The sequence below is a fragment of the Chitinimonas lacunae genome (assembly GCF_042650885.1).
GTDB classification, from domain to species: domain Bacteria; phylum Pseudomonadota; class Gammaproteobacteria; order Burkholderiales; family Chitinimonadaceae; genus Chitinimonas_A; species Chitinimonas_A lacunae.
The window spans coordinates 722,896-747,478 of record NZ_JBHSBU010000001.1 but is presented as its reverse complement, the minus strand read 5'-3'; the positions used below and the strand labels follow the sequence as shown (position 1 = coordinate 747,478).

At 62.1% G+C, this 24,583-nt stretch carries 18 protein-coding genes; 7 read left to right on the top strand and 11 right to left on the bottom strand.

What is annotated here, in order from left to right:
- Positions 1–48 precede the first annotated feature (48 nt).
- Positions 49–681 (top strand): response regulator, encoded by a 633-nt coding sequence (locus ACFOW7_RS03315; RefSeq protein ID WP_378160995.1) that lies wholly within the window; start codon positions 49–51, stop codon positions 679–681.
- A gap of 131 nt (positions 682–812) precedes the next feature.
- On the opposite strand, the gene ACFOW7_RS03310 is transcribed toward ACFOW7_RS03315, so the two are convergent.
- A complete protein-coding gene (locus tag ACFOW7_RS03310) occupies positions 813–1,637 on the bottom strand; it encodes a hypothetical protein (RefSeq protein ID WP_378160993.1) in 825 nt (274 codons plus the stop codon).
- A gap of 356 nt (positions 1,638–1,993) precedes the next feature.
- Between ACFOW7_RS03310 and ACFOW7_RS03305 the strand changes: the two genes are divergently transcribed.
- The 5 genes from ACFOW7_RS03305 to egtB all read left to right on the top strand — a co-directional run bounded on the left by ACFOW7_RS03305 (position 1,994) and on the right by egtB (position 6,451).
- Positions 1,994–2,419 (top strand): PRC-barrel domain-containing protein, encoded by a 426-nt coding sequence (locus tag ACFOW7_RS03305; RefSeq protein ID WP_378160991.1) that lies wholly within the window; start codon positions 1,994–1,996, stop codon positions 2,417–2,419.
- A gap of 93 nt (positions 2,420–2,512) precedes the next feature.
- Entirely contained in the window at positions 2,513–3,397 is an 885-nt protein-coding gene (locus ACFOW7_RS03300; protein WP_378160989.1) for an SDR family oxidoreductase, read from the top strand.
- A gap of 25 nt (positions 3,398–3,422) precedes the next feature.
- Positions 3,423–3,980 carry a type 1 glutamine amidotransferase domain-containing protein gene (locus ACFOW7_RS03295; RefSeq protein ID WP_378160987.1) on the top strand — a complete coding sequence of 186 codons (558 nt, stop codon included), beginning with the start codon at positions 3,423–3,425 and terminating at the stop codon, positions 3,978–3,980.
- A 153-nt stretch (positions 3,981–4,133) separates the two neighbouring features.
- Positions 4,134–5,168, top strand: a complete 1,035-nt coding sequence (egtD, locus tag ACFOW7_RS03290; protein WP_378160985.1) for an L-histidine N(alpha)-methyltransferase — start codon at positions 4,134–4,136, stop codon at positions 5,166–5,168.
- The gene (gene egtB, locus ACFOW7_RS03285; RefSeq protein ID WP_378160983.1) at positions 5,165–6,451 is read left to right on the top strand and encodes an ergothioneine biosynthesis protein EgtB; all 1,287 of its coding nucleotides are present in this window, start codon (positions 5,165–5,167) and stop codon (positions 6,449–6,451) included. The genes egtD and egtB overlap by 4 nt, the downstream gene beginning before the upstream one ends.
- Before the next feature lie 569 nt (positions 6,452–7,020).
- Here egtB and ACFOW7_RS03280 read toward each other — a convergent pair.
- The 9 genes from ACFOW7_RS03280 to ACFOW7_RS03240 all read right to left on the bottom strand — a co-directional run bounded on the left by ACFOW7_RS03280 (position 7,021) and on the right by ACFOW7_RS03240 (position 23,033).
- Positions 7,021–11,559: a response regulator gene (locus ACFOW7_RS03280; RefSeq protein WP_378160981.1), complete on the bottom strand. Its 4,539-nt coding sequence runs from the start codon at positions 11,557–11,559 to the stop codon at positions 7,021–7,023.
- Between the two features lie 275 nt (positions 11,560–11,834).
- A complete protein-coding gene (locus ACFOW7_RS03275) occupies positions 11,835–13,049 on the bottom strand; it encodes a hybrid sensor histidine kinase/response regulator (RefSeq protein ID WP_378160979.1) in 1,215 nt (404 codons plus the stop codon).
- A 13-nt stretch (positions 13,050–13,062) separates the two neighbouring features.
- A complete protein-coding gene (locus ACFOW7_RS03270; RefSeq protein ID WP_378160977.1) occupies positions 13,063–13,887 on the bottom strand; it encodes a CheR family methyltransferase in 825 nt (274 codons plus the stop codon).
- Entirely contained in the window at positions 13,877–17,410 is a 3,534-nt protein-coding gene (locus tag ACFOW7_RS03265) for a response regulator (protein ID WP_378160974.1), read from the bottom strand. The genes ACFOW7_RS03270 and ACFOW7_RS03265 overlap by 11 nt, the downstream gene beginning before the upstream one ends.
- A gap of 531 nt (positions 17,411–17,941) precedes the next feature.
- Complete coding sequence (locus tag ACFOW7_RS03260; RefSeq protein WP_378160972.1) at positions 17,942–18,556, bottom strand: PqiC family protein; 615 nt, start codon at positions 18,554–18,556, stop codon at positions 17,942–17,944.
- Entirely contained in the window at positions 18,553–20,268 is a 1,716-nt protein-coding gene (locus ACFOW7_RS03255) for a PqiB family protein (protein WP_378160970.1), read from the bottom strand. The genes ACFOW7_RS03260 and ACFOW7_RS03255 overlap by 4 nt, the downstream gene beginning before the upstream one ends.
- Entirely contained in the window at positions 20,231–20,908 is a 678-nt protein-coding gene (locus tag ACFOW7_RS03250) for a paraquat-inducible protein A (RefSeq protein ID WP_378160968.1), read from the bottom strand. The genes ACFOW7_RS03255 and ACFOW7_RS03250 overlap by 38 nt, the downstream gene beginning before the upstream one ends.
- The gene (locus ACFOW7_RS03245; protein WP_378160966.1) at positions 20,905–21,558 is read right to left on the bottom strand and encodes a paraquat-inducible protein A; all 654 of its coding nucleotides are present in this window, start codon (positions 21,556–21,558) and stop codon (positions 20,905–20,907) included. The genes ACFOW7_RS03250 and ACFOW7_RS03245 overlap by 4 nt, the downstream gene beginning before the upstream one ends.
- A 311-nt stretch (positions 21,559–21,869) precedes the next feature.
- The gene (locus ACFOW7_RS03240; RefSeq protein ID WP_378160964.1) at positions 21,870–23,033 is read right to left on the bottom strand and encodes a mechanosensitive ion channel family protein; all 1,164 of its coding nucleotides are present in this window, start codon (positions 23,031–23,033) and stop codon (positions 21,870–21,872) included.
- A gap of 273 nt (positions 23,034–23,306) precedes the next feature.
- Here ACFOW7_RS03240 and ACFOW7_RS03235 point away from each other — a divergent pair, with 273 nt between their 5' ends.
- The gene (locus ACFOW7_RS03235; RefSeq protein ID WP_378160962.1) at positions 23,307–23,834 is read left to right on the top strand and encodes a hypothetical protein; all 528 of its coding nucleotides are present in this window, start codon (positions 23,307–23,309) and stop codon (positions 23,832–23,834) included.
- A gap of 192 nt (positions 23,835–24,026) precedes the next feature.
- On the opposite strand, the gene ACFOW7_RS03230 is transcribed toward ACFOW7_RS03235, so the two are convergent.
- Complete coding sequence (locus tag ACFOW7_RS03230; protein ID WP_378160960.1) at positions 24,027–24,572, bottom strand: DUF6939 family protein; 546 nt, start codon at positions 24,570–24,572, stop codon at positions 24,027–24,029.
- Between the last annotated feature and the right edge of the window lie 11 nt (positions 24,573–24,583).

The following is a 24,583-nucleotide window of genomic DNA, read 5'->3' as shown; positions in this document are numbered from 1 at the left end:
AGTCCGGACGGGGCGTCGGATTGCCTGCGCGTATTGAGGTGACGCTTAATGATAAGAATCCTGATCGCAGACGATCACGCCATCGTTTGCGCCGGACTGAAACAGTTTCTGGCCGAAGACCCGGAAATGCTGGTCGTCCGGATGGCCAACAACGGGGCCGACGCCGTGCAATGCGTGCGCGAGGAAGAACTCGATGTGGTCCTGCTCGATATTTCGATGCCCAAGAAAACCGGCATCGATGCGCTAAGGCAGATCAAGGCGCTGCGACCTAATCTGCCGATCCTGATGCTGAGCGGCTACCCCGAGGAGCAATACGCCCTCAACCTGATCAAGGCCGGCGCCAGCGGCTACCTCAACAAGGAATGCGTACCGGAAGACCTGATCAGCGCAGTGCGCACACTGGCTGCCGGCAAACGTTATGTCAGCCCGGCCGTCGCCCAGAAACTGCTCGACCAGATCGGCGCCCCAGCCGTGGAAAACCCGCACGACGCGCTGTCGCAGCGGGAATTCCAGATCCTGTGCAAGCTCGCCAAGGGCGAATCGATCACCAGCATTGCCCAGACGCTGTCGCTGAGCGTCAAGACCATCAGTACCTACCGCACCCGGCTGTTCGAGAAGATGGGCTTTACCAGCAATGCCGATGTCACGGCCTATGCCTTGAAGAACAAGCTGATCGATTGATGGCCTGATCGATTGAATCCGGTCTCCCATGACAAAACGGCGTCCTCAGACGCCGTCTTCATTGGTCAGTAGGCCGCTGCTGCTCTCGCTCCCGAACTGTCGACCGGATACCAACAGACTCCGCAGCGCTGTCATCTCCCAGGTGGCGTCAAACGGCGGCCATCGAGGGCACCGAACAGGCCGCCCAGCAGCGCCAGCAGCAAGGAGCACCCAACTGCCAGCAACATGGTCTGCCCCAGTTGCGTCAGATTGGCCAGGGTCCGTTCCGCCCCCTGGCGTGCCTCACGCGAAGCGCGTTCGGGGTTGCCCGACAGAATCAATGCCTGGTCAACCAGCACTGTGGCGCGGAGCTGAGGAAAGCCCATATTGCGTACCAGATAGGCAATCGCCTGTTCACGCTCGCCCGATTTGATCTGGATCTGCCACTCCTTGATGCCATGCGGGGTGACGGTATTGAGCACCAGACTGCGGGCATTCTGCCGCAGCAGATTTTCCAGCTCGGTCGCCAGTACCCCGCTATCGGGCGGCGCTTTCTCGAATACATTGGCCTGGGCGGTAAATGTCGCGACATTGTGAAATACCCCGCCCAGCAACAGACTGGCCGGCGTGCAGGCCAGCCAGGCCAGTGCCACCACGGTGGCGGCCCAGCTGATGAAGCCATGCATCATGCCCTCGGTGCGGCGCAACGGGCCGGCGGTGCGGGCAGCGATATAGCTGCCCAGAAATACCGCCACCAACATGCTGAAACCCTGCCAGACCGATACCGACAAGGGCAGCACGATAGATTCGACCTGTTCGCTTTCCACCCGGCCAATCGCCAGCCCGGCCACCATGCCCATCACCGTGAGCAGCAGTTGCAAGGCCAAGGCGACGATCAGACCGGCGCTGATGGCCCCCCAGCGCAAGCGCATCCGGGTCGGTGGCACGGCAAGTGATTTTGCCGAATCGCTGTTCATCTGCGTGATCCTCCTGATTATTTTTTCCGCCAAGAAGATGCGGCAAACCGCATTTTGACCCGATTGAACAGAAAAGTTTTTGTGTTGATGCGGATAATCGGCGCGGCAAATCCTCAATAGCGATTCTTTAAATTGAACTAAATATCAATTATTTCAACAAAAACATTTCATATAAAAATTACATTTTTCGTGCAATTCTTACCGAAATTCCCACCCAATTAATTTTATTCCACTTATTGGGCCTGCTGCGAATCGACAAGGCATGGCACTTGCCAGGAAACGGACAGCCAGCCCCGACGCCTCAATGCGTCGGTCAACAGGCGGTGTTTTCTTTCTATCGCTACAGGAGGCCCATCATGCTTCAACAATCCAGTAATACGGGTGGCGCCCGTATCGTCGGTTCGCAACATTCGCTCAGCAGTGCCGATGGCCCCGGCCCTTATCTGATGCTGGCCGACACGCTGACCGGCAACGACGTGGTCAATCCGGCGGGCGAGAAGCTCGGCGATATCAAGGGCATCATGCTCGATGTACAACGCGGCCGAATTGCCTATGCCGTGCTGTCGGTCGGCGGTTTCCTCGGCATGGGCGACCGTTTGTTCGCCCTGCCGTGGGCAGCGCTGACGCTTGATATCGATCAAAAGCAGTTCATCCTCAATGCCAGCAAGGAAGTGCTGGAAAACGCACCGGGCTTTGACAAGGACCACTGGCCGAGCATGGCCGATACGCGCTGGGCCGATCAGGTGCACACCTACTACGACGTCCGTCCTTATTGGGAATAAGTCCGGCCAGCGGGCCTTCGGGGCCTGAGCAACCGTGCGTCCCAGGCGCCGGCATCGATGATGCCGGCGTCGTCGATGTGAGGAGAAACACCGATGAGCGTCACCTTGAACGAAGCCCAGACGGATAAATCCACCACCCTGCCGCCCCAGCATCAGACCATCCAGCCTGGCCTGGAAACCCTGATGAATCCGCCGCCGCAATCGGAAATGCAGGACTACGTCGGCAGCGGCCGACTGCAAGGCCAGGTGGCCCTGATCACCGGCGGCGACAGCGGTATCGGGCGGGCAGTGGCGGTGGCCTATGCCAAGGAAGGCGCCGATATCGTGGTGGTCTATCTCGACGAAGAGGAAGACGCCCAGCGTACCCGTGAACTGATCGAAGCGACCGGTCAGCGCTGCCTGCTGCTCGCAGGCGACATCGGCGACGAGCAGTTCTGCGCCGATGCCGTGGAGCAGACCATCGACCGCTTCGAGCGGCTCGATATCCTGGTCAACAACGCGGCCGAACAGCATCCGCAGGACAGCATCGGCGATATTTCGGCCGAACAGCTCGAAAAGACCTTCCGCACCAATCTGTTTTCCATGTTCTATCTGGTCAAGGCGGCCCTGCCCTATCTCAAGGGCGGCGGCCGGATCATCAATACCGCCTCGATCACCGCCTACCGTGGCAGTCCCAAACTGCTCGATTACTCGGCCAGCAAGGGCGCCATCGTGGCCTTTACCCGTTCCCTGGCCAAGGCGCTGATCAAGGAGGATATCCGAGTCAATGCCGTGGCACCGGGACCGGTCTGGACGCCGCTGATTCCCTCGACCTTCGATGCCGAGAAAGTCAGCCATTTCGGCGACGATGTGCCGATGAAACGACCCGGCCAGCCCGATGAGATTGCCCCGGCCTTCGTGTTTCTGGCCAGTCGCGACTCTTCCTATATCGCCGGTCAGGTGATCCACCCCAACGGTGGCGAAGTGGTCAATGGCTGAGCATGACCCACCTCAGGAGCTGCCCATGAACACTGCGACTCCTCTGGCGCACCGGCGCGTCGCCATTCTTGTCACCGATGGATTCGAGGAATCCGAACTGCTTTCCCCCAAAGCCGCGCTCGAAGCCCGGGGCGTCACCGTCGATGTGGTGTCGGACCGCCCCGTTCAAGTGCAGGGCTTTCAGCATACCGAGCCAGGCCGTCAGGTGACGGTCGATTGCGCACTCGACCAAGCCCGGGCCGACCGCTACGACGCCCTGGTGCTGCCGGGCGGCGTGGTCAATAGCGATGCCCTGCGCCTGCTGCCCCAGGCGCGGTCGCTGGCCGTGGCGATGGCGGCGGCCCATAAGCCGATCGCGGTGATCTGCCATGGCGCCTGGCTGTTGGTCTCGGCCGGCCTGGTCGCCGACCGCACCCTGACCAGCTGGCCTTCCTTGCAGGACGATATTCGCAACGCCGGTGGCCATTGGGTCGACCGGGAAGTGGTGTGCGACGGCCCGCTGATCAGCAGCCGCCGCCCCGACGATCTGCCGGCCTTCAATGCTGCCCTGCTCAATGCCTTGGCGAGGGTCGAGCCGACTTGAGCGGCCTGAGTACAAATAGAAAAAATCAGGAAATTTACTGCCAATATAGGAGCCAAGCCAAAAGAAAAATAAATCTTCTTACTCCGCATTCCCTTGCCTTGTCGTTCCAGAGCGTCCGTGCGGCCGCTCTTTCTTGCCTGGAAAGGAAATACCATGTTGGCGGATCTCTCTCCCTCTTCTCTTGCCACCCGGCCGGCCACGGGTACCCAGGCCCGACCTCGGGTGGTGGTCGAAGCCCTGGAGCCGGTCGAGGAGCGGCTGGCCGGGTTGGAAGCGGGACTATTGGCACAGCCGGCCTGGATCTCCCCCAAATTCTTCTACGACGAACAGGGCTGCGCGCTCTATAACGCCATCTGCCAGTTGGCGGAGTACTACCCGACCCGGCTGGAAAACGCCATTTGCGCCACCCATCGCGCCGAGATTGCCAGCTATCTGCCCAGCGCCGGGCAATGGGTCGATCTGGGTTGTGGCGATGGACACAAATCCTGGCCGTGGCTGGGCGTGACCATGGCCACCCGCTATGTCGGGGTCGATATCGCGCCCGAATGGCTGCGCCAGACGCTGCGCAGCGGGATGCGCCAGTTTCCGCAGGTCGAGTTTCTCGGCATCGTCACCGACTTCACCCGGCCGCTTCATCTACAGGCCATCCTGCGCTCTAACAGCGGATTGCCACCGGTGTTCTTCTACCCGGGTTCCTCGATCGGCAATTTCGAGCCTGCCGCCGCGCTGGCGCTGCTGACCAGCATCCGTGGCCATCTGGGGCGCGAGGGCCGTCTGCTGATCGGGGTGGATGCGCCGAAAGACCCAGCCATCCTCGAAGCGGCCTACGACGATGCCCTGGGCGTCACCGCCGCGTTCAACCGCAATGTGCTGCGGGTGGTCAATCGCGCACTCGACTGTGACTTCGAGCCACGCCATTTCCGTCACCGCGCCTGGTTCAACGAAGCCGAAAGCCGGGTCGAGATGCTGCTGGTGGCCGATCGCTTGCAGCATGTGCGGATCGGCTCGCGTCTGCGCGATTTCGCCCCGGGCGACGCCATCATTACCGAGTATTCCTATAAATACACGCCTGCGCGCTTTGAAGCCCTGCTCGCCCAGGCCGGCTTTGCGATGCTGCGGCGCTGGAGCGACGAGCGCGGTTGGTTCCATCTCTATGTGGCTGCGCCGCTCGAAGGAGACCCGCAATGAATATCCCGGTCGATGCGCGCGTGTTTGCGCTGCGGACTGCGTTCCTGGCCGTGCGCCAGCGTACCGAAGCCCTGGTGAGCGGCCTGAGCGCCGAAGATTGCATGGTGCAGTCGATGCCCGATGCCAGCCCGGTCAAATGGCATCTGGCCCATGTCACCTGGTTCTTCGAGACCTTTGTGCTCGAAGCGGCGGTGCCGGGTTTTCAGCCATTCGATAGACAGTTCCGCATGCTGTTCAACTCCTATTACGTCGGCGTGGGCGAGCGGATGCCACGGCCCGAGCGCGGCATGCTGTCGCGGCCGACGCTGAGCCAGGTGATGGTGTATCGCGAGACGGTCGACAAGCAGATTCTGGCTCTGCTCGAATCGCCGATCTGCGAGCCGCGCTGGCTTGAGTTGATCGAACTGGGCATTCAGCACGAAGAGCAGCATCAGGAATTGATCCTGACCGACCTCAAGCATCACTTCTGGAGCAATCCACTTCATCCGGCCTACCGGCCTTCGCCACCCGAACCGCTCGAACGGGTACTGGCGCCGCTGCGCTATTTCGACTACCCGGGCGGACTGGTCGATATCGGCTACAGCGGCCGGGATTTTGCCTTCGACAACGAGACGCCGACCCATCGGGTCTGGCTGCAACCCTATTCGCTGGCCTCGCGGCTGGTCAGCAATGCCGAGTATCTGGAATTCATCCGTGACGGCGGCTATCAACGGCCCGAGCTGTGGCTGTCCGATGGCTGGGAGCAACGTTGCCGCGAAAACTGGCAGGCGCCGCTGTACTGCCGGCCGACTGCTTCGAGCAAGGTATGGGAAATCTTCACCCTGGCCGGCACCCGGACGCTGGCGCCGACCGAGCCGGTCTGCCATATCAGCTATTACGAGGCCGACGCCTATGCCCGCTGGGCCGGCGCCCGGCTGCCGACCGAGGCCGAATGGGAACACGCGGCCGGCATGGTCTGGCGTGGCGGTGACTGCGATGGCCATTTTCTCGAAGGCGACCGGCTACATCCGGCGGCCGCGACGGGCGAGAGCGAACTGCCTCAACAGATGTTCGGCGAAACCTGGCAGTGGACATCGAGCGCCTATCTGCCCTACCCCGGCTTTCATCCCGCCCCGGGCGCGGTCGGTGAGTACAACGGCAAGTTCATGATCAACCAGATGGTGCTGCGTGGCGGCTCCTGCACCACCCCGCTCAACCATATCCGGCCCAGCTACCGTAATTTCTTTATGCCTGGCGCCCGCTGGCAGTTCTCAGGGATAAGGCTGGCACGCGATATACGGTAGATAAAATATTCTGCAAAACCATTGCAAGACATATTGCAATTTACAAAGAGAAATACATCTTTTCGTTCAATCCCTATCCCTTCCACATCAGCATCAACCCGACACCTCCGACCAGAACACGTCCGGTCAAAGCCGAGCCACGGGTCTGCTTCATCGAGCACCTCGGTGTCCGACTCAACGGAGCCATAGGGTGCTTGTCAGCCAGTCAATTCAGAGTCAGTGTGTCCAGCCCTCAGAGCGCCGGTTCCTAGCGCTCGACCAGACTTGCTGCGACGCCGATTTCAGTGGAAATGCGCCAGCCACAAAGCGGCAGCTTGGCGGATTTCGCTTCGGATCGGCGTCAGCAGCCATGTTGCTTGACCGGCCAGGGACTGAGGCTCGGTGGCCGGACGCGTTTCCGGCAATGTACTAGCGCATGGCCAGCCAATGGGGCGTCCGGTCCTCAAAGCGCAGGCGTACTGCGCCTCACCAGGTTTGGCGGCGACGCCGATTCAAATGCAAATGCGCCAAGGGCGCTTATCGGGGGGCCGGCTCGGTTCGGACCCACACCGGCATCGGCGGCTTCGTCCTCACGGGGGGTTGGCATCTGCCGCCACCATGCCAGCCACCTTATTGAGCATGGCTTCGAGCAATTCGAGATCGAACGGTTTGGGCAGGAATTCCACCCGGTCGCCCAACTGGCGAATATCGATCTGCCGACCATAACCCGAGGCCAGCACGATGGGTTTACCGGGGAAACGGTTGACCACGATCCGGGCCAGCTCGGTGCCCGGCATGCCGGGCAGCCGCACATCGGTAAACAGCACATCGAACGGTTGCTGATCGAGCACGGCCAGCGCTTCTTCGGCGCTGGCAAGGGCGATCACCTGATGGCCCAGTTCATCGAGGTATTCGCACACCGGCTCACGCATGGCGCGGCTGTTTTCCACATACAGCACCGTCAGCCCTCGTCTGACCGGATCAGGCACCGCCTCAGCGTCCTTGCCGGCATGACGGGCCAGGGTCTGTTCGATCTTTTCGGCCAGTTCCTGGTCGCGGAAAGGTTTCTGCACCACCAGATCATCGCCCAGGTCGGCCAGGGCATCGAGGTCGAAATAGCCGGTGACGAAGACAAAGGGGAAATCCGGCCGCCGCTCCCGCGCCCGCCGGGACAGCTCCACGCCGTGCATGCCCGGCATGGCGAAATCGGCCAGGACCAGATCGATATCCTGACGTCGCTCCAGCAGATCGAGCGCTGTCACCCCGCTCCCTGCCTCCACGACGCCATAGCCCAGATCGCGCAGCATCAGCGCGGTCACTTCGCGCACTGCCGGATCGTCATCGACCAGCAGGATCGTGGCGACACTGCGCTCCTGCCGCCGTACATGCGGCTCGGCCTGTAGTGACAGGGTCTGGTCGCCCGTTTCGGCGCGTGGCAGCAGCACCTCGACCGAGGTGCCGATGCCGAGCTTGGTATCGATATGCACGCCACCGCGCGACTGCTTGGCAAAGCCGTAAACCTGCGCCAGACCCAGGCCCGAGCCCTTGCCGACTTCCTTGGTGGTGAAGAAGGGGTCGAACGCCTTGGCCAGCACTTCCTCGCTCATCCCGCTGCCGTTATCGCTGACCGACAGCCGCACATATTCGCCGGCTTCGGGCTCACCGGGCCGGGTCGGCGCCTGAAGCACCACATTATTAGTGGAAATCGCCAGCCGGCCGCCGTTCTTCATCGCATCGCGGGCGTTGAGCGACAGATTGAGGATCACCAGCTCGATCTGGGTCGGATCGACCAGCGCGGCCCACAGGCCCGGGTCGAGCCGCATCTCGATCTCGATATTGCCGCCCATACTGCTTTGCAGCAGATCGCGCAGACCGATCACGGTGTAGTTGAGGTTGATGGCCTTGGGGTCGAGCCGCTGCCGGCGCGAAAAGGCCAGCAGTTGCGAGGTCAGCATGGCGCCGCGCTCGGCTGCCACCCGGATCATATCGATCCGGCGCTTCAGAGCCGGTTCGTTCAGCACCCGCGCCAGTGGCGACAGATTGCCAAGCACCACGGTCAGCAGATTATTGAAGTCATGCGCCACCCCGGCCGTGAGCTGGCCGACGGCTTCGAGCCGCTGCATCTGATGGAGCGTCGCCTCGACCTGCTTTTTCTCGTCGATCTGGGCCAGCAGCTGCTGATAGGCGTGGCCAAGCTCCTGGGTGCGCGCCTTGACCCGGGCTTCGAGGGTTTCATTGAGCCGTTGCAGCTCTTCTTCGCGTTCGCGCAGCGCCAGCTCCATCCGGCGCCGCTCCGCCAATTCCTGCTGGGCTGCCTGATAGAGCTTGGCCTTGTCGAGCACGCTGGCGGCCTGGGCCGCGATGCCCACCACCAGCCGCTCGTCGCGCGCATTGAAGCGGGCCGGCGAGGGATGGCCAAGAAACAGCCCGCCCAATACCTCGCCCGAGCGCGAGATCACCGGCGCCGCCAGATAGCTGCGCACCAAAGGATGACCAGGCGGCAGGCCGAGATGCGGCGGATTGCGGCCGTAGCGCAGATCGGCCGTGATGTCGTCGCTGCGCACCACCGTCGAGCCGTCGAAAGTCGGCGCGAACAAGGGAGTGCGCCGTGGCATCGGCAGGCCGTGGAACGCCGCGCTGGCCGCCCCGGACAAGGTGTAGAGCCGATAGCCGCCACCGGGCTCGTCGCTGTTGTTATGGAAGAAGGCACCGAAGGCCGCCCCGGCCAGTTCGGTGGCCGCATCGGTCACCAATTGCAGCGCACGCGCCGTATCGGGCTCGGCCGCCACCACGGTGCCGATCTGGTTAAGCCGCTCCAGCGCATGCGCCTCTTCGCGCAGCGCCAGATTGGTCTGGCGCCGCAGCCGGGCCATCCGCACGGCGGCCGTTACCCGGATCGCCAGTTCCCGGCCATCGAAGGGCTTGACCAGATAGTCGTCGGCGCCGGCGCTGAAGCCTTCGAGCCGACTTTCATTGCCGGCCCGGGCCGACAGCAGGATCACCGCCGTATCGCGCAGTGCCGGATCGCTGCGGATCGCCTGCAACAGCTCGAAGCCGTCGCCATGCGGCATCATCACATCGGCAAGCACCAGATCGGCCGGCGCTCGTTGCAGCGCGGCCAGCACCGAGGCGCCATCTTCGTAGCTCTCGACGGCATATCCTTCACCGCTCAGCAACTGGCAGACATAGGCGCGCATATCGGCGTTGTCGTCGGCAAGCACGATACGGCCATAGGGCGCAAAGGCGTCGGCCACGGCGCCAAACGCCGGCAGGCGATCGGGCAGCCAGCGCTTGGCCTCTTCGGCGTAATCGCTGGCGCGGACGGAAGGCTGCACCAGCTCGTCCGGCCGGCCCGACTGCTCGAACGGCAAGGTCACGATGAAGCAACTGCCCTGGCCGGGCGTGCTGTCCACCTCGACTTCGCCCCCATGCAGACGGGCCAGCTCACGTACCAGCGACAGGCCGATACCGCTACCCTCGGACGAGCGACCATGCGAACTGGTCGAACGATGAAAGCGCTCGAATAGACGCGCCATCATCGCAGGCTCGATGCCCACTCCGGTGTCGCTGACCCGAAGCTGCACCGACTTCCCGTCGGGACTTGCCGCGAGCGTCAGCGTGATTTCCCCTTCAAAGGTGAATTTGAAGGCATTGGACAGCAGATTGAGGACGATCTTCTCCCACATATCGCGGTCAACCGCCACCGGACAGCCCAGCGAGGGACAATCGACCCGGAATTGCAAGCCGGCGGCTTCGAGCGTCGGGCGGAAGGTGGCCGCAAGCTGACTGGTGAAGGCTGCCAGATCGAGCGGCACCGGCACGGCTTCAAGCCGATCGGCCTCGATGGCGGCAAAGTCGAGCAGGGTATTGACCAGTTTGAGCAGCCGTCGGCTGTTGTGCTGCACCAGTTCGAGCAAGGAGCGCTGGGTGGGCGAGGTCAAGGCCGGATCGTTCAGGAGAGTCTCGATCGGCCCCAGCATCAGGGTCAGCGGGGTGCGGAACTCATGGCTGATATTGGTGAAGAAGGTGGTTTTGGCCTGGTCCAGCTCGGCCAGCATCTCGGCCCGGCGACAGGCTTCGCGACGGGCGTCGGTTTCGCCGAGCGCCTGGGCGATCCGGGCGGCCACCAGTTCCAGAAAGTCGCAATACGATTCATCGAGCCGTCGGCGCGGGCTCAGACCGACCAGCAGCAAGGCATGCGGCCGGTGACGGCCAGGCAGGCCGATCGGCAGCAGCATGGCGCTTTGCGGCGGCACAGGCCAGGCACCGTGCGGCAGTTCGCCCTGGTAGACCAGGCGCAGATCGGCGATAAACACCGACTCGCACCGCTCGACTGCCGCCGCAAACGGCCATACTGGCCCACCGGCAGCCGGCTCGGCCCGCAACACCTGACTGGCCGGAAAAGCCGGATGATTGGCAGCAATGCCGGCCGCTGCCGCCAGCGTGGCGGTGTCGCCCGCCTCGTCGAGCAGATAGAAGGCTGCGAACGGCAAATCGTAGGGATTCTGCGCCAGCACCTGGGCCAGGGCGGCACAGGCAGCAGCGTCGTCTTCCGTGGCCAGCGGCAGCAGCTCGCGCAGGGTATGGGAGCGGCGGGCGCCGATCACCTTGTCGGTGGTTTCGATCACCGGGGTGAAGACGCCGCGTACCCGACCTTGTTCGTCGTAGATCGGGCTATAGGAGAAGGAGAAATAAGTCTCCTCGTCATAGCCATAGCGATTCATCACCAGAAACAGATCGCTCGCCTGTATCGACTCGCCCTGCTCGACCACCCGTCGCAGCATCGGCCCCACCACCGGCCACACATCGGACCAAACTTCGCTGCCCGGCGTGCCAAGCGAACGGGGATGCTTGTCACCAAGGATCAGGCTATAGGCATCGTTGTACAGCAGGACCAGTTGCTCGCCCCACCAGATCAACAAGGCAAAACGCGCTTCAAGGCAGATGCCCAAGGCACTCTGCAAACACTGCGGCCAGTATTCGGGCGACCCAAGCAGCGTGGTGCTCCAGTCATGTTCACGCATCAGGCGTCCCATTTCGCCACCGGCGCGCAGACAGGCGGGAACCCGGCCGGCAGCGCCCGCGCCAGGTCCGTTCTCATCGGACTCGCCCTGGACGGCCCCGTCCAACCCCGCTTCAGCGGTATCAATACCAGCGTTGCATGACGAGTCTGACTGTCTTTCTTGTGTCATCCGAACCATTCCCCTGCCGCACGGCAGCCGCCGCCCGGCCGTATCGTTCTGCCCGGTCTTCATCGAATTGGTGCTGGCAATGGCGTCCAAGGCCGCGAACACATACCCCGGCCTGGCTGTCCGCCCCGACAACCAGCAGGGGTAACAGTCTTCGCTCTGCGCTGCCCCAGGTCATGGATTTTTCTGGACGCCATAGGGAAAGCAAACCGGGCTTATCTGTCGGTGCCGTTCTTGACGCAAGCCAGGTCAAGCGGCAGCTCGATCACAAAATTGGCGCCCTGCCCCTGGCTGCTCTCGACCCAGATCCGCCCGCCATGGCCCTCGACGATCTCGCGGGCGATATACAGTCCAAGGCCCAGACCATTGTCGCGGTTGGGCAGCGCCGCCCGCTCGAACTGCTGGAAGATCCGTTCATGGTATTCCGGGGCAATACCCGGTCCGCCGTCGCGCACGCTGAGCCGTGCCCGTTGGCCGGCGCGGCTGAGGCTCAGATGGATAGGCGTGCCCGGGGCATAACGCATGGCATTGGTCAGCAGATTGATCAGCACCTGTTCGAGCCGGAAACGGTCCCAGCAACCGAGCAAGGTGGCGGCGATGTCGAGATGGAGGCTACAGCCGACGCTGGCCATCTGCTCGCCGAACTGATTGGCCACCTCACGCACCATCTCGCCCAGCTCGAACTCGCTCGGCTCAAGGTAGAGCGTGCCGGCGCGGATACGGGCGATATCGACCATCTCGTTGATCTGGCGAAACAGGATCGTCACCAGCCGGTCGTCCTGCTCGAACAGCTTGGGCAGGCGATCAGGAGTGAAACGGCTCAGATCGCCCTTTTCCAGTTGCTTCTGGCGAATCTGCAATTGCAGGCGCAGCACCGACAGCGGCGTGCGCAGTTCGTGGGCGGCAATCGACAGGAAATCGTCACGCATCCGGATCGCCGCGTGCAGCTCGGCCTGGGTTTTCTGCAATTCGGCCAGCAGGCTTTCCTGTTCCAGCCGGATCTTCTCCAGCGCCTGCAACTGCTGCTTCAGGGTGCGTTTTTGCTGGTACAGCTCAAAAAACACATTGACCTTGGTACGCACCGCCTGGGTATCGAGCGGCTTGGGCAGGAAATCGACCGCACCGCTTTCATAGCCCTTGAAGGCGTAGTTGAGGTCCTGGCCACCGGCACTGACAAAGACGATAGGCACCTGCTTGGTCCGTTCGGTGCAGCGCATCAGTTCGGCCAGCTCGAAACCGTCCATGCCCGGCATATGCACATCGACGATCGCCAGGGCAAACTCGTGATGAAGCAGCATCTCCAGTGCCTCGACCCCCGAATTGGCCTTGTAGATCTCGGCATCGTCACGCTCGATCAATGCCTCCAACGCCACCAGATTGGTCGGTATATCGTCTACGAGCAGCAGTTTGATTTTTTCCTTGTGTTCCATGGCAGCTCGTCCGTCAATTCTTTCTGAAAATCTTTTCCTGTGGGGCAAATGGGGTAAAGGCCGCGGCATGACTGGAAAACTGCACGGTCTCCTTGGCCCCGAGCCCGAGGAAACCCTTGCGGCACAACGAGTCGGCGAATAAGCCACAGGCCCGATCCTGCAACTCACGGTTGAAATAGATCAGCACGTTGCGACAGGAAATCAGTTGGGTCTCGGCAAATACCGCATCGGTCGCCAGGCTGTGGTCGGCAAACACCACCTGACGACGCAGCGACTGGTCGAGGATCGCGGCACCGTAGGCGGCGGTGTAGTAATCGGAAAACGCCTGTTTGCCACCCGCCCGTTGATAGTTGACGGTAAAGCGCTGCATGTTCTCGATCGGGTAGATACCCGCTTCGGCCTTCTCCAGATTGTGAGGGTTGATATCGGTGGCATAGACAATGGTCCGCTCGAGCAAGCCCTCTTCCTGCAGCAGAATGGCCATCGAATAGACCTCTTCACCCGTGCTGCAACCGGCAACCCAGACTTTCAGCGAGGGATAGGTGTGCAGCAACGGCACCACCTGCTCGCGCAGGGCCAGAAAGTACTCGGGGTCGCGGAACATCTCGCTGACCGAAATCGTCAGGTATTGCAGCAGATTGGAGAAACAGCTGGCCGAATGGATGATCCGGCCTTGCAGGTTCGATACCGTGTCGCAGCCAAGCTGACTGAGCGCCAGCTTCACCCGCCGACGCAGCGATACTGGCGAATAGTTGCGGAAGTCGTAGTTGTATTTGCGATAGATCGCCTCGACCAGCAGCTGCAACTCGATCTCGAAATCCTGCTCGCTATAGTTCATCGAACTGTCTCCCCGGAGTGGAGATCCACACCCGGACCAGCGAAATCAGGTTATCGACATCGATGGGTTTGGCCAGATAGTCGTTGGCGCCGACAGCGAGGCAGCGTTCCTGATCGTCCTTCATGGCCTTGGCCGTCACGGCGATCACCGGCAAGCGGGCAAACTGCGGCTGCTTGCGGATTTCGGTGATTGCTTCGTAGCCATCCATCACCGGCATCATGATGTCCATCAATACCAAATCGATTCCCGGGTTCTGATTGAGCCGCTCCAGCGCCTGCTGGCCATTGCGGGCAATCTCCACCCGGGCTCCCTTCATTTCGAGCGCGCTGGTCAGGGCGAAGATATTGCGCACATCGTCATCGACCAGTAGCACCGTGGCGCCTTCGAGCGCCTTGTCGCGGTTGCGCGCCGCTTGCAGCATCCGTTGCCGTTCAGGCGGCAGCTCGGTCTCGACCTGATGCAGGAACAGGGTGACTTCATCGAGCAGCCGCTCGGGCGAACGCGCGCCCTTGATGATGATCGAGCGCGAATAGCGGTGCAGCGCCTCTTCCTCTTCCGCCGACAATTGACGGCCGGTATAGATAATCACCGGTGGCAAGGAACTCAGCCCATTGGCCACCATGCGCTGCAACAGCTCCAGCCCCTGCATATCGGGCAGCGACAGATCGACCACCATGCAGTCGAAGACCTGTTCGCCGAGTCGCTCCAGCGCTTCGCTCGCCAGCGCTACGTCGGTGATGGCAACTCCCGTGCCTGAGATCAGGGCGCGGATGCTTTCGCGCTGTACCGGATCGTCCTCGACCACCAGGACATGCTTGATCTCCTGTGCCAACTTATTCTCCAGCCGCTCGAAAGCCGCCTGGAGCGCCGCCTGGTCGGCCGGTTTGAGCAGATACCCCACGGCTCCCATCTGCAAGGCCGATTCGCTGCGATCGACACCCGAGATCACATGGATCGGGATATGCCGGGTACGGGGGTCTTCCTTGAGTTCGCCCAGCACCGCCAGCCCCGACTGATCGGGCAGTTTCATATCGAGCAGAATCGCATCGGGGGTGTACTGACAGGCCAGCTCGATCCCTTCGGCGGCGGTCAAGGCCACCAGACAGGTGAAGCCGCGCTTATGCGCCAGCCCGTACAGGATCTCGCCGAAATTGCGGTCGTCTTCGATCACCAGCAGGCTGCGGTTGCTGGTGGGGAATTGCTCGCGGTCGTCGCTGAAATCCGCCTGCGGCCGTGAAGTGGCTCTGCGCTTGGTGGTCGGCTTGGCGGGAGCATGAGACTTTATATTTTCTCTTTTTTCTATTACTTGCTCTGTTTCTTGCAGAGTATTTTCCTGTTTTTTTACATCAGGCTTGGGCGACTGATGCGGCAACACCAGGGTGAACACGCTGCCCTGCCCCAGTTCACTTTTCAGTTCGATATTGCCACCGAGCAACTGGGCCAGATTGCGTGAGATGGGCAGGCCAAGACCGGTGCCGCCGAATTCTCGATTGCTGGCACCATCGACCTGGCGGAAGGCTTCGAACACCATTTCCTGATGCTCAGCCGCGATACCGATGCCCGAATCGCGGACCTCGATCGCAACATGGCTGGCATCGCGGCAGTAGGCATAGAGCTCGACCTTGCCTTCGCGGGTGAATTTAAAGGCATTCGACAGGAGGTTCTTGAGCACCTGCCGCACCCGGCGCGGGTCGGTTTCGATCTGGAGCGGCAGGTCCGGCTCCAGCGTCACCTCGAAATCGAGCCCTTTCTCGCGCGCCAGTGCCTGGAACGGTTCGGCGGCACTCTCCAGCATCGGACCGAAATCGGTCGGCTCAGGCTGGATATCGAGCATGCCGGCCTCGACCTTGGACAGGTCGAGAATATCGTTGATCAGATTGAGCAGATCGTTGCCCGACGAGGTGGTCAGCGTGGCGAAGCGGACCTGTTCCTCGGTCAGATTGCCTTGCGGGTTGTCCGCCAGCAGCTTGGCAAAGATCAGCGTGCTGTTGAGCGGCGTGCGCAACTCATGCGACATATTGGCCAGGAACTCGCTCTTGTACTGGCTGGCCCGTTGCAGATCGAGTGCCTTCTGCTGCAATTCGCTGCGCGCCTGATCGAGGGCCAGATTGCGTTCCCGCAGCCAGTCGCGCTGCTGCTGGAGCTTCTGGGCCTGCTCGTCGAGCTGGGCATTGTTCTGCTCCAGCTCGGACTGCTGGGTTTCGAGCCGGCTCTGGGTTTCGCGCAGCGTGCGCGACTGTTCTTCCAGCTCCTCGTTGGCTGCGCGCAATTCCTCCTGTTGGGCTTGCAGCTCTTCATTGAGCTGCTGGCTCTGCTCCAGCGCTTCCCGGAGCTGTTGCCGGTACTGCGCCGCCTTCAGCGCCGTGGCAAGCTGGTCGGCCGCCTGTTGCAGAAACTCCGCCATATCGGCCGAAGGCGGCTCGAAAAAGCCCAACTCCACCACCCCGATCACCCCATCGTCGATCCGGGCCGGCACCAGCAGCAGATAGCGAGGCGGCGCACTGCCCAGGCCCGAGCTGATGGTGGTGTAGCCCGGCGGCACCTCTTCCAGACGCAGCATGCGCCCGCTTACTGCCGTCTGGCCGATCAGGCTTTCACCGAAACGGAACTCGGTCGGGGTGGTGTCGGACGGGGCCAGCGCATAACTGGCCACCCGGCGCAGAAACATCTCGCTTTGCAGCACATAGATCGTGCCGACCGCGGCATTGAGATAGTTGGCCAGAAAGCGCAGCGCGCTGTCGCTGAGCTGGTTGATCGATGGCTGCCCCAGAATCGAGATATTGAGTTCGTTAAAGCCCGACTTGAACCAGTCCTGCCGCTGCAGGGCCTCGTTCTGTTTCTGCTGCACCCCGAGCAGATCGTCGTATACCGCCGCCAATTGGAAGAGCTGCCGCCGTCCCGACAGGGCGATACTGCCGCCGAACAGCAGCATCAGCAGCAGGATCACCCCGATCATCACCTGCACGGTGCTATTGACCGAGCTGTTGCGCTCGGTACGCAGGGCCGTCTCGGCCTGGATGAATTCATCGAATTCACGTCGGATGCTGTCGGTCAGCGCCTTGGGGCGGACCGAGCGAACAATCGAGGTAGGGTCGCGCCCGGAACGTTTCTGTTCGATCACTTCATTGGCCAACACGAACCACTGCGTCTGCAACTCGTTGATCCGTTGCAGACGCTTGAGCTGCTCGGGGTTATCGGCCACCAGATTGCGCAGTTGCTGGATGCTCGGCGGCAGATAGCTGATCGAGCTGTTATAGGTGTCCAGGAAAGTGTCGTTGCCGGTCAGCACGAAACCGCGCATGCCGCTTTCGCCGTCGCCGAGCAGCTTGCTGATGTAATAGGCTTCGCCGATCACCCGGTTGGCATGATCGACCCAGTTCATCGCCGAGATCAGGTAGAAGATCAGACCGACGAATACCGCAGCGCTGACCGCGCTGGCAGCCAACGGCAGGGCGATATTACGGACCAGCAGGCGACGGAATACCCCGGCTTGCAGCGTGGAATCGGTGTTGGCGACATTCATTGCGTCATAGACCGGAAGGAAACCACGGCCGGCAGGCACATGGTATCTGGGTTGTGGGAATCGGATGGGTGCCGATTTTAATTAGGCCGTTGTCAATCAACAATAAACGAGCGATAGCGCCAATCACCAGTATTCGTCACTAAAAACAACCGGTTCATCAGACGAAACATCGTCAACCGCTCGGACAAGCCCCTCCGCCAGTCGCTCCACTCTACGCCTGCTGCTCGCCTCTTCCATCAGACAAGTCATTGCTTTCCACTTATCGATGGCTCACCACCACAACGCGGCCATTCAACGAGTACGCCGTGGCTGGAAACAGCGCCTCGGCTCAAGGCGTAAACCATTTTCGTGGACCGGGCCGGAGACGCACCGAAGCCCTGGGAGCGATGGCGCCCGGTCAGAGATTGTGAGCAAACCGACAAGCACGCTTTGCAGTGCGCCCATGACCGCTGCCCCCGCCATTTCAGACTGACTTCGCTGCCTGGATCAGGTTGGAGGACAGGCAGAGGAGAGATTCTGGCCGCTGCGGACTCAGGGACGTTGGGTTTCGCGCCGGCCAGCTACGGGCAGTCCCGCCAGCGCAGCGGCAATTTCGCCGCTCAGCCTATCGATAGCTTGGCTATGCGCCACCGCAACTGCCTCGTAACTGCCATCTCGACATGGCACGCGTTGGGTGGAACGGCCGCTGGCCAAGGTCTTGCCGGCGCTGTCGCGGACGATCCAGATCGCATCGAATCCGGCCGCCTGGCCCGGTTCCGAATCGAAGCGCAGCACTTCGAGCCCGATCCGATAGCGGCTGCCGCTGACGGCAATCTGCTGGGCAGTGATCACGGCAACTCCCAGTCGCCGGCTCAGATAGTGGGCCAGTGCGGCGCCGATCTCGAACCGGGGCGACTGCACCCAGCGGTTCTGTTCCAGCACATTGAGGGTATCGCCAAAGCGCACCACCATCTGTGGCCGATCAATCGCATCGGGTACCCCGACCGGACCGACCACGATGGTATCGGTGCTGTGAACCGGCACTGCCGACTGGCCGGCGGTCATCGGCGGCAACAGGGTATAGAACCGGTCGCGCGGGGTATTGGTACAGGCAGCGAGCAGCAGACAGCCAGCGAGCAGCAGAAAACGGCGGAAGAAAGGCGTCATCGGACAGGCTCCGGTTGGCGCGGGTCATCGGGCTTGCCACGCAGCAGGGTTTCCGGGTGGCGTTCGAGATAGTCGGTCAGATTGCGCAGCGAGTCGGCGGCACGCCGCACGCCCTGAAGCGTATTGCGCAGATCCTGCTGTAGCGGCGTATCTTCGCGCAGCACCTGCTCGCCCGCCTGGAAGGTCCGGCGTGCCTGCTCCAGCGCGGCAGACGCCTGTGGCGCCAGTTCGCGATCGACCCGATCCACCACCTTGCCGGCGCGCTTGATGGTGTCGTCGAGATCCTGCAGAGCCCGGCGCAGGTCCTGGCCGATCTCTTCGAGGGGCATCCGGTCGATCTTGGCGGCGATGCTGGCGACCGAATCCTGGATCTGCCCCAGGTAATTGGGCTGTGACGCCAGTACCGGCATCGCCCGGCTGCGGTCAACCTTGGCCGGGCCAGCCTTCGGGAAGAAGTCGAGCGCCACATAGAGCTGACCGGTCAACAGATTGGACGAACGCAACTGGGCACGCAGTCCCTGGTCGGCCAGATCGTCGATCAACTGATCGGACGGCGGCGGCTCGTCGGACTTGGTACGGCCAGCGAGCACACGACTGCGCATCTGCTCGGGATAGAGGGCGATTTCTACCGGGAAGCGGAAATTGCGCGTCTTGGCCTGATATTCCATCCCGATATATTTGACCTCGCCAATCGTAATGCCACGGAAGTCCACCGGCGCCCCGACCGACAGCCCACGCAACGAATCAGTGAAATAGACCAGATAGCGCTTCTCGCCCGTGGTCGGCTCGGACATGGCATCGTTGCGCGAGGAGGCGAGCTTGAACTCGGCGTTCTCCGGGCTGGGCGGCCCGGTTTCCTCGTCGCGAGGCGTCTGAAAGGCGATGCCGCCAGCGATGATGGTGGCCAGCGACTCGGTACTGATCCGGAAACCATTGGCATCGAGCCGCACATCCATACCGCTGGCGTGCCAGAAACGGCTGTTCTGGGTGACATAGCGCTGGTACGGGTCTTCGATGAAGATGCGCACCTTGATCGAGCGTCCGTCCGGCTCCAGCGCATAGGCCGTGACCTGACCGACCCGCAGCCGGCGGTAATAGATCGGTGAGCCGATATCGAGCGACCCAAGCTGCCAGGTCCGCAAGGTGAAATGCCGCCCGCGCAGGCCGGTCGTCACCACCGGCGGCACTTCCAGCCCGACGAACTCATCGCGGCGGCGCGCCGACTTGCCGATGTCCATGCCGATATACGGCCCCGACAGCAGCGTGCCGAGGCCGGATACGCTTCCCAGTGCCACCCGGGGCCTTACCACCCAGAAACGGGTACCCTCGACCAGTACATCCTTCATATCACGCCGCAGCTCGGCATGGACCAGCACGCGCTGACGGTCGGGCGACAGGCTGACGCCATAGACCACGCCCATATCGACATTCTTGTATTTGATCCGGGTCTTGTTGACCTCGATCCCTTCGGCGGTCTCGAAGCTGATGGTGATACGCGGTCCACGCGCCAGAAAGCTGCTGAAAGCGAGCCAGCCGCCCACCAGTGCGGCAATGATCGGAACGATCCACACCAGCGGAATAACCCGCCGCTTGGCCGGTTCATTGATCGCCTCGGGCAGGGCCTCGGCCAGCGGGTCGGGAATTTCATTGGGCAGCGGAGAACGCGGCGGCAGATTAGGCTCGGCCATCGTCTCCCCCGGCAGTGGCGGCATGCTCGGCGATCGGATCCCAGATCAGGCGCGGGTCGAAGCTCTGCGAGGCGAGCATGGTACAGACGACGACTCCGCCGAATGCCGCAGCGCCCGGGCCTGCGTAAATGGTGCCCAGCGCCTGCAACTGCACCAGCGCCGCCAACGTGGCGACGGCATAGATATCGAGCATCGACCAGCGCCCGACAAATTCGACCAGATGGTAGAGCTTCAGCCGCTGCATCGGCTGCCGCACCGAACGGCGCTGCACCGAGATCAACAGCAGCAAAAGCACCAGGATCTTCAGCAGCGGCACCATGATGCTGGCCACGAACACCACCAGCGCCAGCGGCCACGAGCCCTGGGTCCACAGATAGATCACTCCGCTCATGATGGTGTCGCTCTGGCGCACGCTGATCGAGTTGGACGACATCACCGGCAGCATATTGGCTGGCAGATACAGCAAGGCGGCAGCGATCAGAAACGACCAGCACTTGGCCACGCTGCCCGGTTTGCGCAGATAGACCGACTCGCCGCAGCGCGGACAGCGGCCATGCGAGCCATGCAGCCGGCACAGTTGATGACAGACCAGACATACGGCCAGGCCATGCGCCGCGGCTCGCAGCCCCGGCGCGTTGAGGGCGGAATCGGTCGTGGTATTCATTTTTGTAATTCTCCCAGACGCAGCCAGACATCATCGGGACGCCAGGCAGTCAACATCCCGGCCGTGATGGGCAGCAGCCCGGCCAGTGCCCACAAGGCCGGCCCGGGCAGCACAGTAGCGTGGCCTGACAGCTTGACCACCGCCACCAGGATCCCCAGCAACAACACCTCGATCATCCCCCAGGGCCGAATATGGTGCAGCAGCCGCATTACCAGCTTGACCCCGGGCGGCACCTGATTGCGGGCCAGCGGCAGCAACAGATACAGCATCAGCGCCAGCAGACCGCCCGGCACCAGAATCGCCGTCACCAACACCATCAAGGCCACCAGCTCGCGCTTTTGCTGCCATAGCGCCTGCACGGCCCCGGGCAGCGTGCAGGTGTGGATGCTGCCCTGCAAATCGAGCGTGACCAACTGGGCACTGTTGGCCACCACAAACAGGATGCAGGCGGCAACCAGCAGCGCCAGCGTGTGTTCGATACTGTCGTGGCGCGAACGCACCAGCACCGCCGAGCAGCGGGCACAGCGCAACGTGCCGTGCCAGGCGGAGAGCTGGGCTCTCTGCAAGAGATCACATTCGGGACAGGCCAGCAGTTGGCCGCGACAGGAAGGGTTCGGTTGCGGGGAAACGGTGGTGGAATCGAGCGACATGGCCGGCTCCGACGGGAGGAATATCGGCAAAAAGCGACATGATAGCCCCACTGCGCAAAAATGATTCCCGGATACAGGGGTGTCGCGCTCAATCCATTGTGGCCCATCAGCGCTGTCAAGGCGGGGAAAAACCCCGCCGTGCTGGGGAAACGGATGTGGAGAAACGGGAGGGGATGGTGCTGGATGGGAAGAAGAGTAAATTGGAATAGAAAATTTCAGGAAAAATAACTGCAAGACTAGTAAGCAGTTATGCTAAAAAATAAGTAATTCTTACACTTTCCTCTTCGAGCCTCCGCTTTTCCCTGTCCCACTCACCCTCCAGCCGGTATCGGCCGCCCCTGCCCGCCTGCGCCAGCACGGGCACTGCTGCGCGATTCGGCAAGCGGCGACGGGGCAGGCTGGGCAGAGCTGGACAACTGTGGGGCCGACAAGGTCGGCAGGGTGAACTGGCCGACGATCGCAAAGCGGATGCCTTCCTCGGCAAAGCGTTCGATCAGGCTGATATTGATGGCGTGCTGGGTCGCCATGAACAACGCATACGCCGGCTTCAGCATGTAGTAGGTGACTTCGTAGTCAAGACTGCTCTGGCTCAGCGCCTTCAGGCTGGCCCGATCAAACCGGGTGTCGGGCTGTTCGAGGATCAGGTCGCGCACGATATCGGGAATCTGCCGCAGCTTTTCCGGCGGCGTGTCGTAGCTGACACTGAAGCTGAACAGCGCCCGCCGCTCTTCCATGCGCTTGTAGTTGCGAATCCGGCTCTTGAGCAGATCGGCATTGGCAAATACCACCTCTTCGCCCGAATCGGCCTGGACCCGGGTGGTCTTGAGGCCGACTTGCTTGACGGTGCCGGAAATGGTGTCGACCACGATCGAGTCGCCGGCCACGAAAGGCTTGTCGAGCGCAATCGACATCGAGGCGAACAGATCGCCCAGAATATTCTGTACCGCCAGCGCCACCGCCACGCCGCCGATGCCCAGCGAAGCGATCAGGGCGCTGATGTTGAAGCCCAGATTGGCCAGGATGGACAACACCACCACCACCCAGATCACCATCTGCGCCATAAACCCGACCAGGGCCATATGGGTGGCCATCGATTGCTTGTGCTGATCGGCACTGCTCTCGGCACGGTAGCGCAGCCAGTCGAGTGCAGCATGACTCAGCCACAGCCCGGCTTGCACCATCAAGGCCACCATCAGCACCCGATCGAGCGCGCGCTCGACGGTGTCGCCCAACACCAATTGATACGCCCCGATATAGATGGCGATCACGATCAGGATCAGTTGCTTGGTCTGACCGACCATGCCCAGCAATACCTCATCGAGCCGGGTATGGGTACGCGGCGCCAGATGCTTCAGGCGTTCGCAGACCAGACGACGCAGCAGGGTCAGAACCAGCAAGGCAGCAGCGCCGACCACGATGGCCACTGCCAGCGACTCCCAGGAATTGTGCTGTAACAGGTAATTGATGGTTTGCATAACGGACCTCCCAAGGCAATGCGACATGGCGTTGTTCGATCCAGCCTTTCCTGCAACTCTCGTGCGCGCCGGTCCGTGGCCGCCCATGTAAAAAATCGATCGGCACGATGCAAATCCTGCCTGGCCAGGCCCGCCAGAGGATGAGATCAGGACAAGGAGAGGAAAACGACTCTGCTGAGAGCGGGCGCGGGGCTTGCTGAGCAGAACAAGCAGCGTAGGCAGGAATAACACGCTTCCCGCCGCCATTTCGGCAATAACCGAAGGAGAGAGATCATGAATCCCAACAATCCCAACGACAAAAAGCTCGATGAAGACCCGGCCAACCGTGACCCGATCACCGATGAGCCGGGAGCCCATCCGGTCGGTACGGCCATCGGGGCCGCCGTGGGTGGCGCCGCAGGTATCGGTGCAGCGGCCGCGGCCGGCGCCGCCATGGGTTCGGCTGTAGGCCCGGTCGGCACGGCCGCCGGTGCCGTGGTCGGTGCAGTGGCCGGCGGCCTGCTGGGCAGCAGCGCCGGTGAATCGCTGAACCCGACCGTGGTCGACCCGCAGACCGAGGAACGCTACTGGCGTGAAAGTCATGCCAAACAGCCCTATGCCAGCACTGGCGATTACAACTCGTATGCGCCGTTCTACGAGCTGGGCTATACCGCCGCCAACCGCTATCAAGGTCGCAATTACGACGAGATCGAGCCGGAACTCAGGGCTCACTACGAAGCGGCACGCGGTGAAAACTCGCTCGACTGGACCCAGGGTCGCCCGGCCACCCGCGCCGCCTGGGAAAAGGTCACCAAGCGCTAAGCCGTACCCCGCTGTTCCCCGTTTTGTTTTGCATGAGGCTCGCCGACGGGCAATGGTCCCGTCGGCTTTTTTTGCCATGGCTCCGTATTCCCCTGACACCGGTGACGACGCTCACCTCGGTGCCATTGGGCAACTAACATATCCTGCGGTCCCGACTGCCTGGACACCCTTTTGCGTCACCGCCCAGCCTGGCTAGCCAGGCCATTCCCCGCGCACGAAACAAGCCACCAGAAATGCATGCGACAACGGTGCTGTCGTATCGTCAACCGAACAATTGGTTTCGTAATCGAGCAGGCGGATCGACTTCTCTTGCGCCAGCTCGCGCAATGCCGCCACTTCGGCCTGGAGGCAATGTTCGAGCACCCAGCGGTAGGCAGGCAGATAGATCGCCCGTCTTGCTGTCACATAGCTCAGCAATTCCCCCGACGGACCCGCCTGATGCCCGAGCACCCGGCCCCGTTTGGCGCCACTGCGCTTGATGCCGCGCATGGTGCTCAGCTCAAGGCGCGACAGATCAGTGCCCTCGTGCTCGAATACTTTGAGACCCTGCCATATGCCTTCGACCGACTGGGCAGTGAGGTCGGGCCAGCCGGGGACGGGAATGGCGCCGTGGGGATAGAAGGGACTGAAGCGGACCCACGGCTGGGCTGCTTTGGAAGTCAGATCGATGACCACCCGATTGGCGTGATCGACGATGGCGGCCTTGCTGCTGCGCCGACTGGCGACAATGATTTCCATGGGAATAGCTA

Coding starts and splice junctions, on each gene's coding strand:
- ACFOW7_RS03315 (WP_378160995.1), top strand. CDS start 49: ATGATAAGAATCCTGATCGCAGACGATCACGCCATCGTTTGCGCCGGA.
- ACFOW7_RS03310 (WP_378160993.1), bottom strand. CDS start 1,637: ATGAACAGCGATTCGGCAAAATCACTTGCCGTGCCACCGACCCGGATG.
- ACFOW7_RS03305 (WP_378160991.1), top strand. CDS start 1,994: ATGCTTCAACAATCCAGTAATACGGGTGGCGCCCGTATCGTCGGTTCG.
- ACFOW7_RS03300 (WP_378160989.1), top strand. CDS start 2,513: ATGAGCGTCACCTTGAACGAAGCCCAGACGGATAAATCCACCACCCTG.
- ACFOW7_RS03295 (WP_378160987.1), top strand. CDS start 3,423: ATGAACACTGCGACTCCTCTGGCGCACCGGCGCGTCGCCATTCTTGTC.
- egtD (WP_378160985.1), top strand. CDS start 4,134: ATGTTGGCGGATCTCTCTCCCTCTTCTCTTGCCACCCGGCCGGCCACG.
- egtB (WP_378160983.1), top strand. CDS start 5,165: ATGAATATCCCGGTCGATGCGCGCGTGTTTGCGCTGCGGACTGCGTTC.
- ACFOW7_RS03275 (WP_378160979.1), bottom strand. CDS start 13,049: ATGGAACACAAGGAAAAAATCAAACTGCTGCTCGTAGACGATATACCG.
- ACFOW7_RS03270 (WP_378160977.1), bottom strand. CDS start 13,887: ATGAACTATAGCGAGCAGGATTTCGAGATCGAGTTGCAGCTGCTGGTC.
- ACFOW7_RS03265 (WP_378160974.1), bottom strand. CDS start 17,410: ATGAATGTCGCCAACACCGATTCCACGCTGCAAGCCGGGGTATTCCGT.
- ACFOW7_RS03260 (WP_378160972.1), bottom strand. CDS start 18,556: ATGACGCCTTTCTTCCGCCGTTTTCTGCTGCTCGCTGGCTGTCTGCTG.
- ACFOW7_RS03255 (WP_378160970.1), bottom strand. CDS start 20,268: ATGCCGCCACTGCCGGGGGAGACGATGGCCGAGCCTAATCTGCCGCCG.
- ACFOW7_RS03250 (WP_378160968.1), bottom strand. CDS start 20,908: ATGAATACCACGACCGATTCCGCCCTCAACGCGCCGGGGCTGCGAGCC.
- ACFOW7_RS03245 (WP_378160966.1), bottom strand. CDS start 21,558: ATGTCGCTCGATTCCACCACCGTTTCCCCGCAACCGAACCCTTCCTGT.
- ACFOW7_RS03240 (WP_378160964.1), bottom strand. CDS start 23,033: ATGCAAACCATCAATTACCTGTTACAGCACAATTCCTGGGAGTCGCTG.
- ACFOW7_RS03235 (WP_378160962.1), top strand. CDS start 23,307: ATGAATCCCAACAATCCCAACGACAAAAAGCTCGATGAAGACCCGGCC.
- ACFOW7_RS03230 (WP_378160960.1), bottom strand. CDS start 24,572: ATGGAAATCATTGTCGCCAGTCGGCGCAGCAGCAAGGCCGCCATCGTC.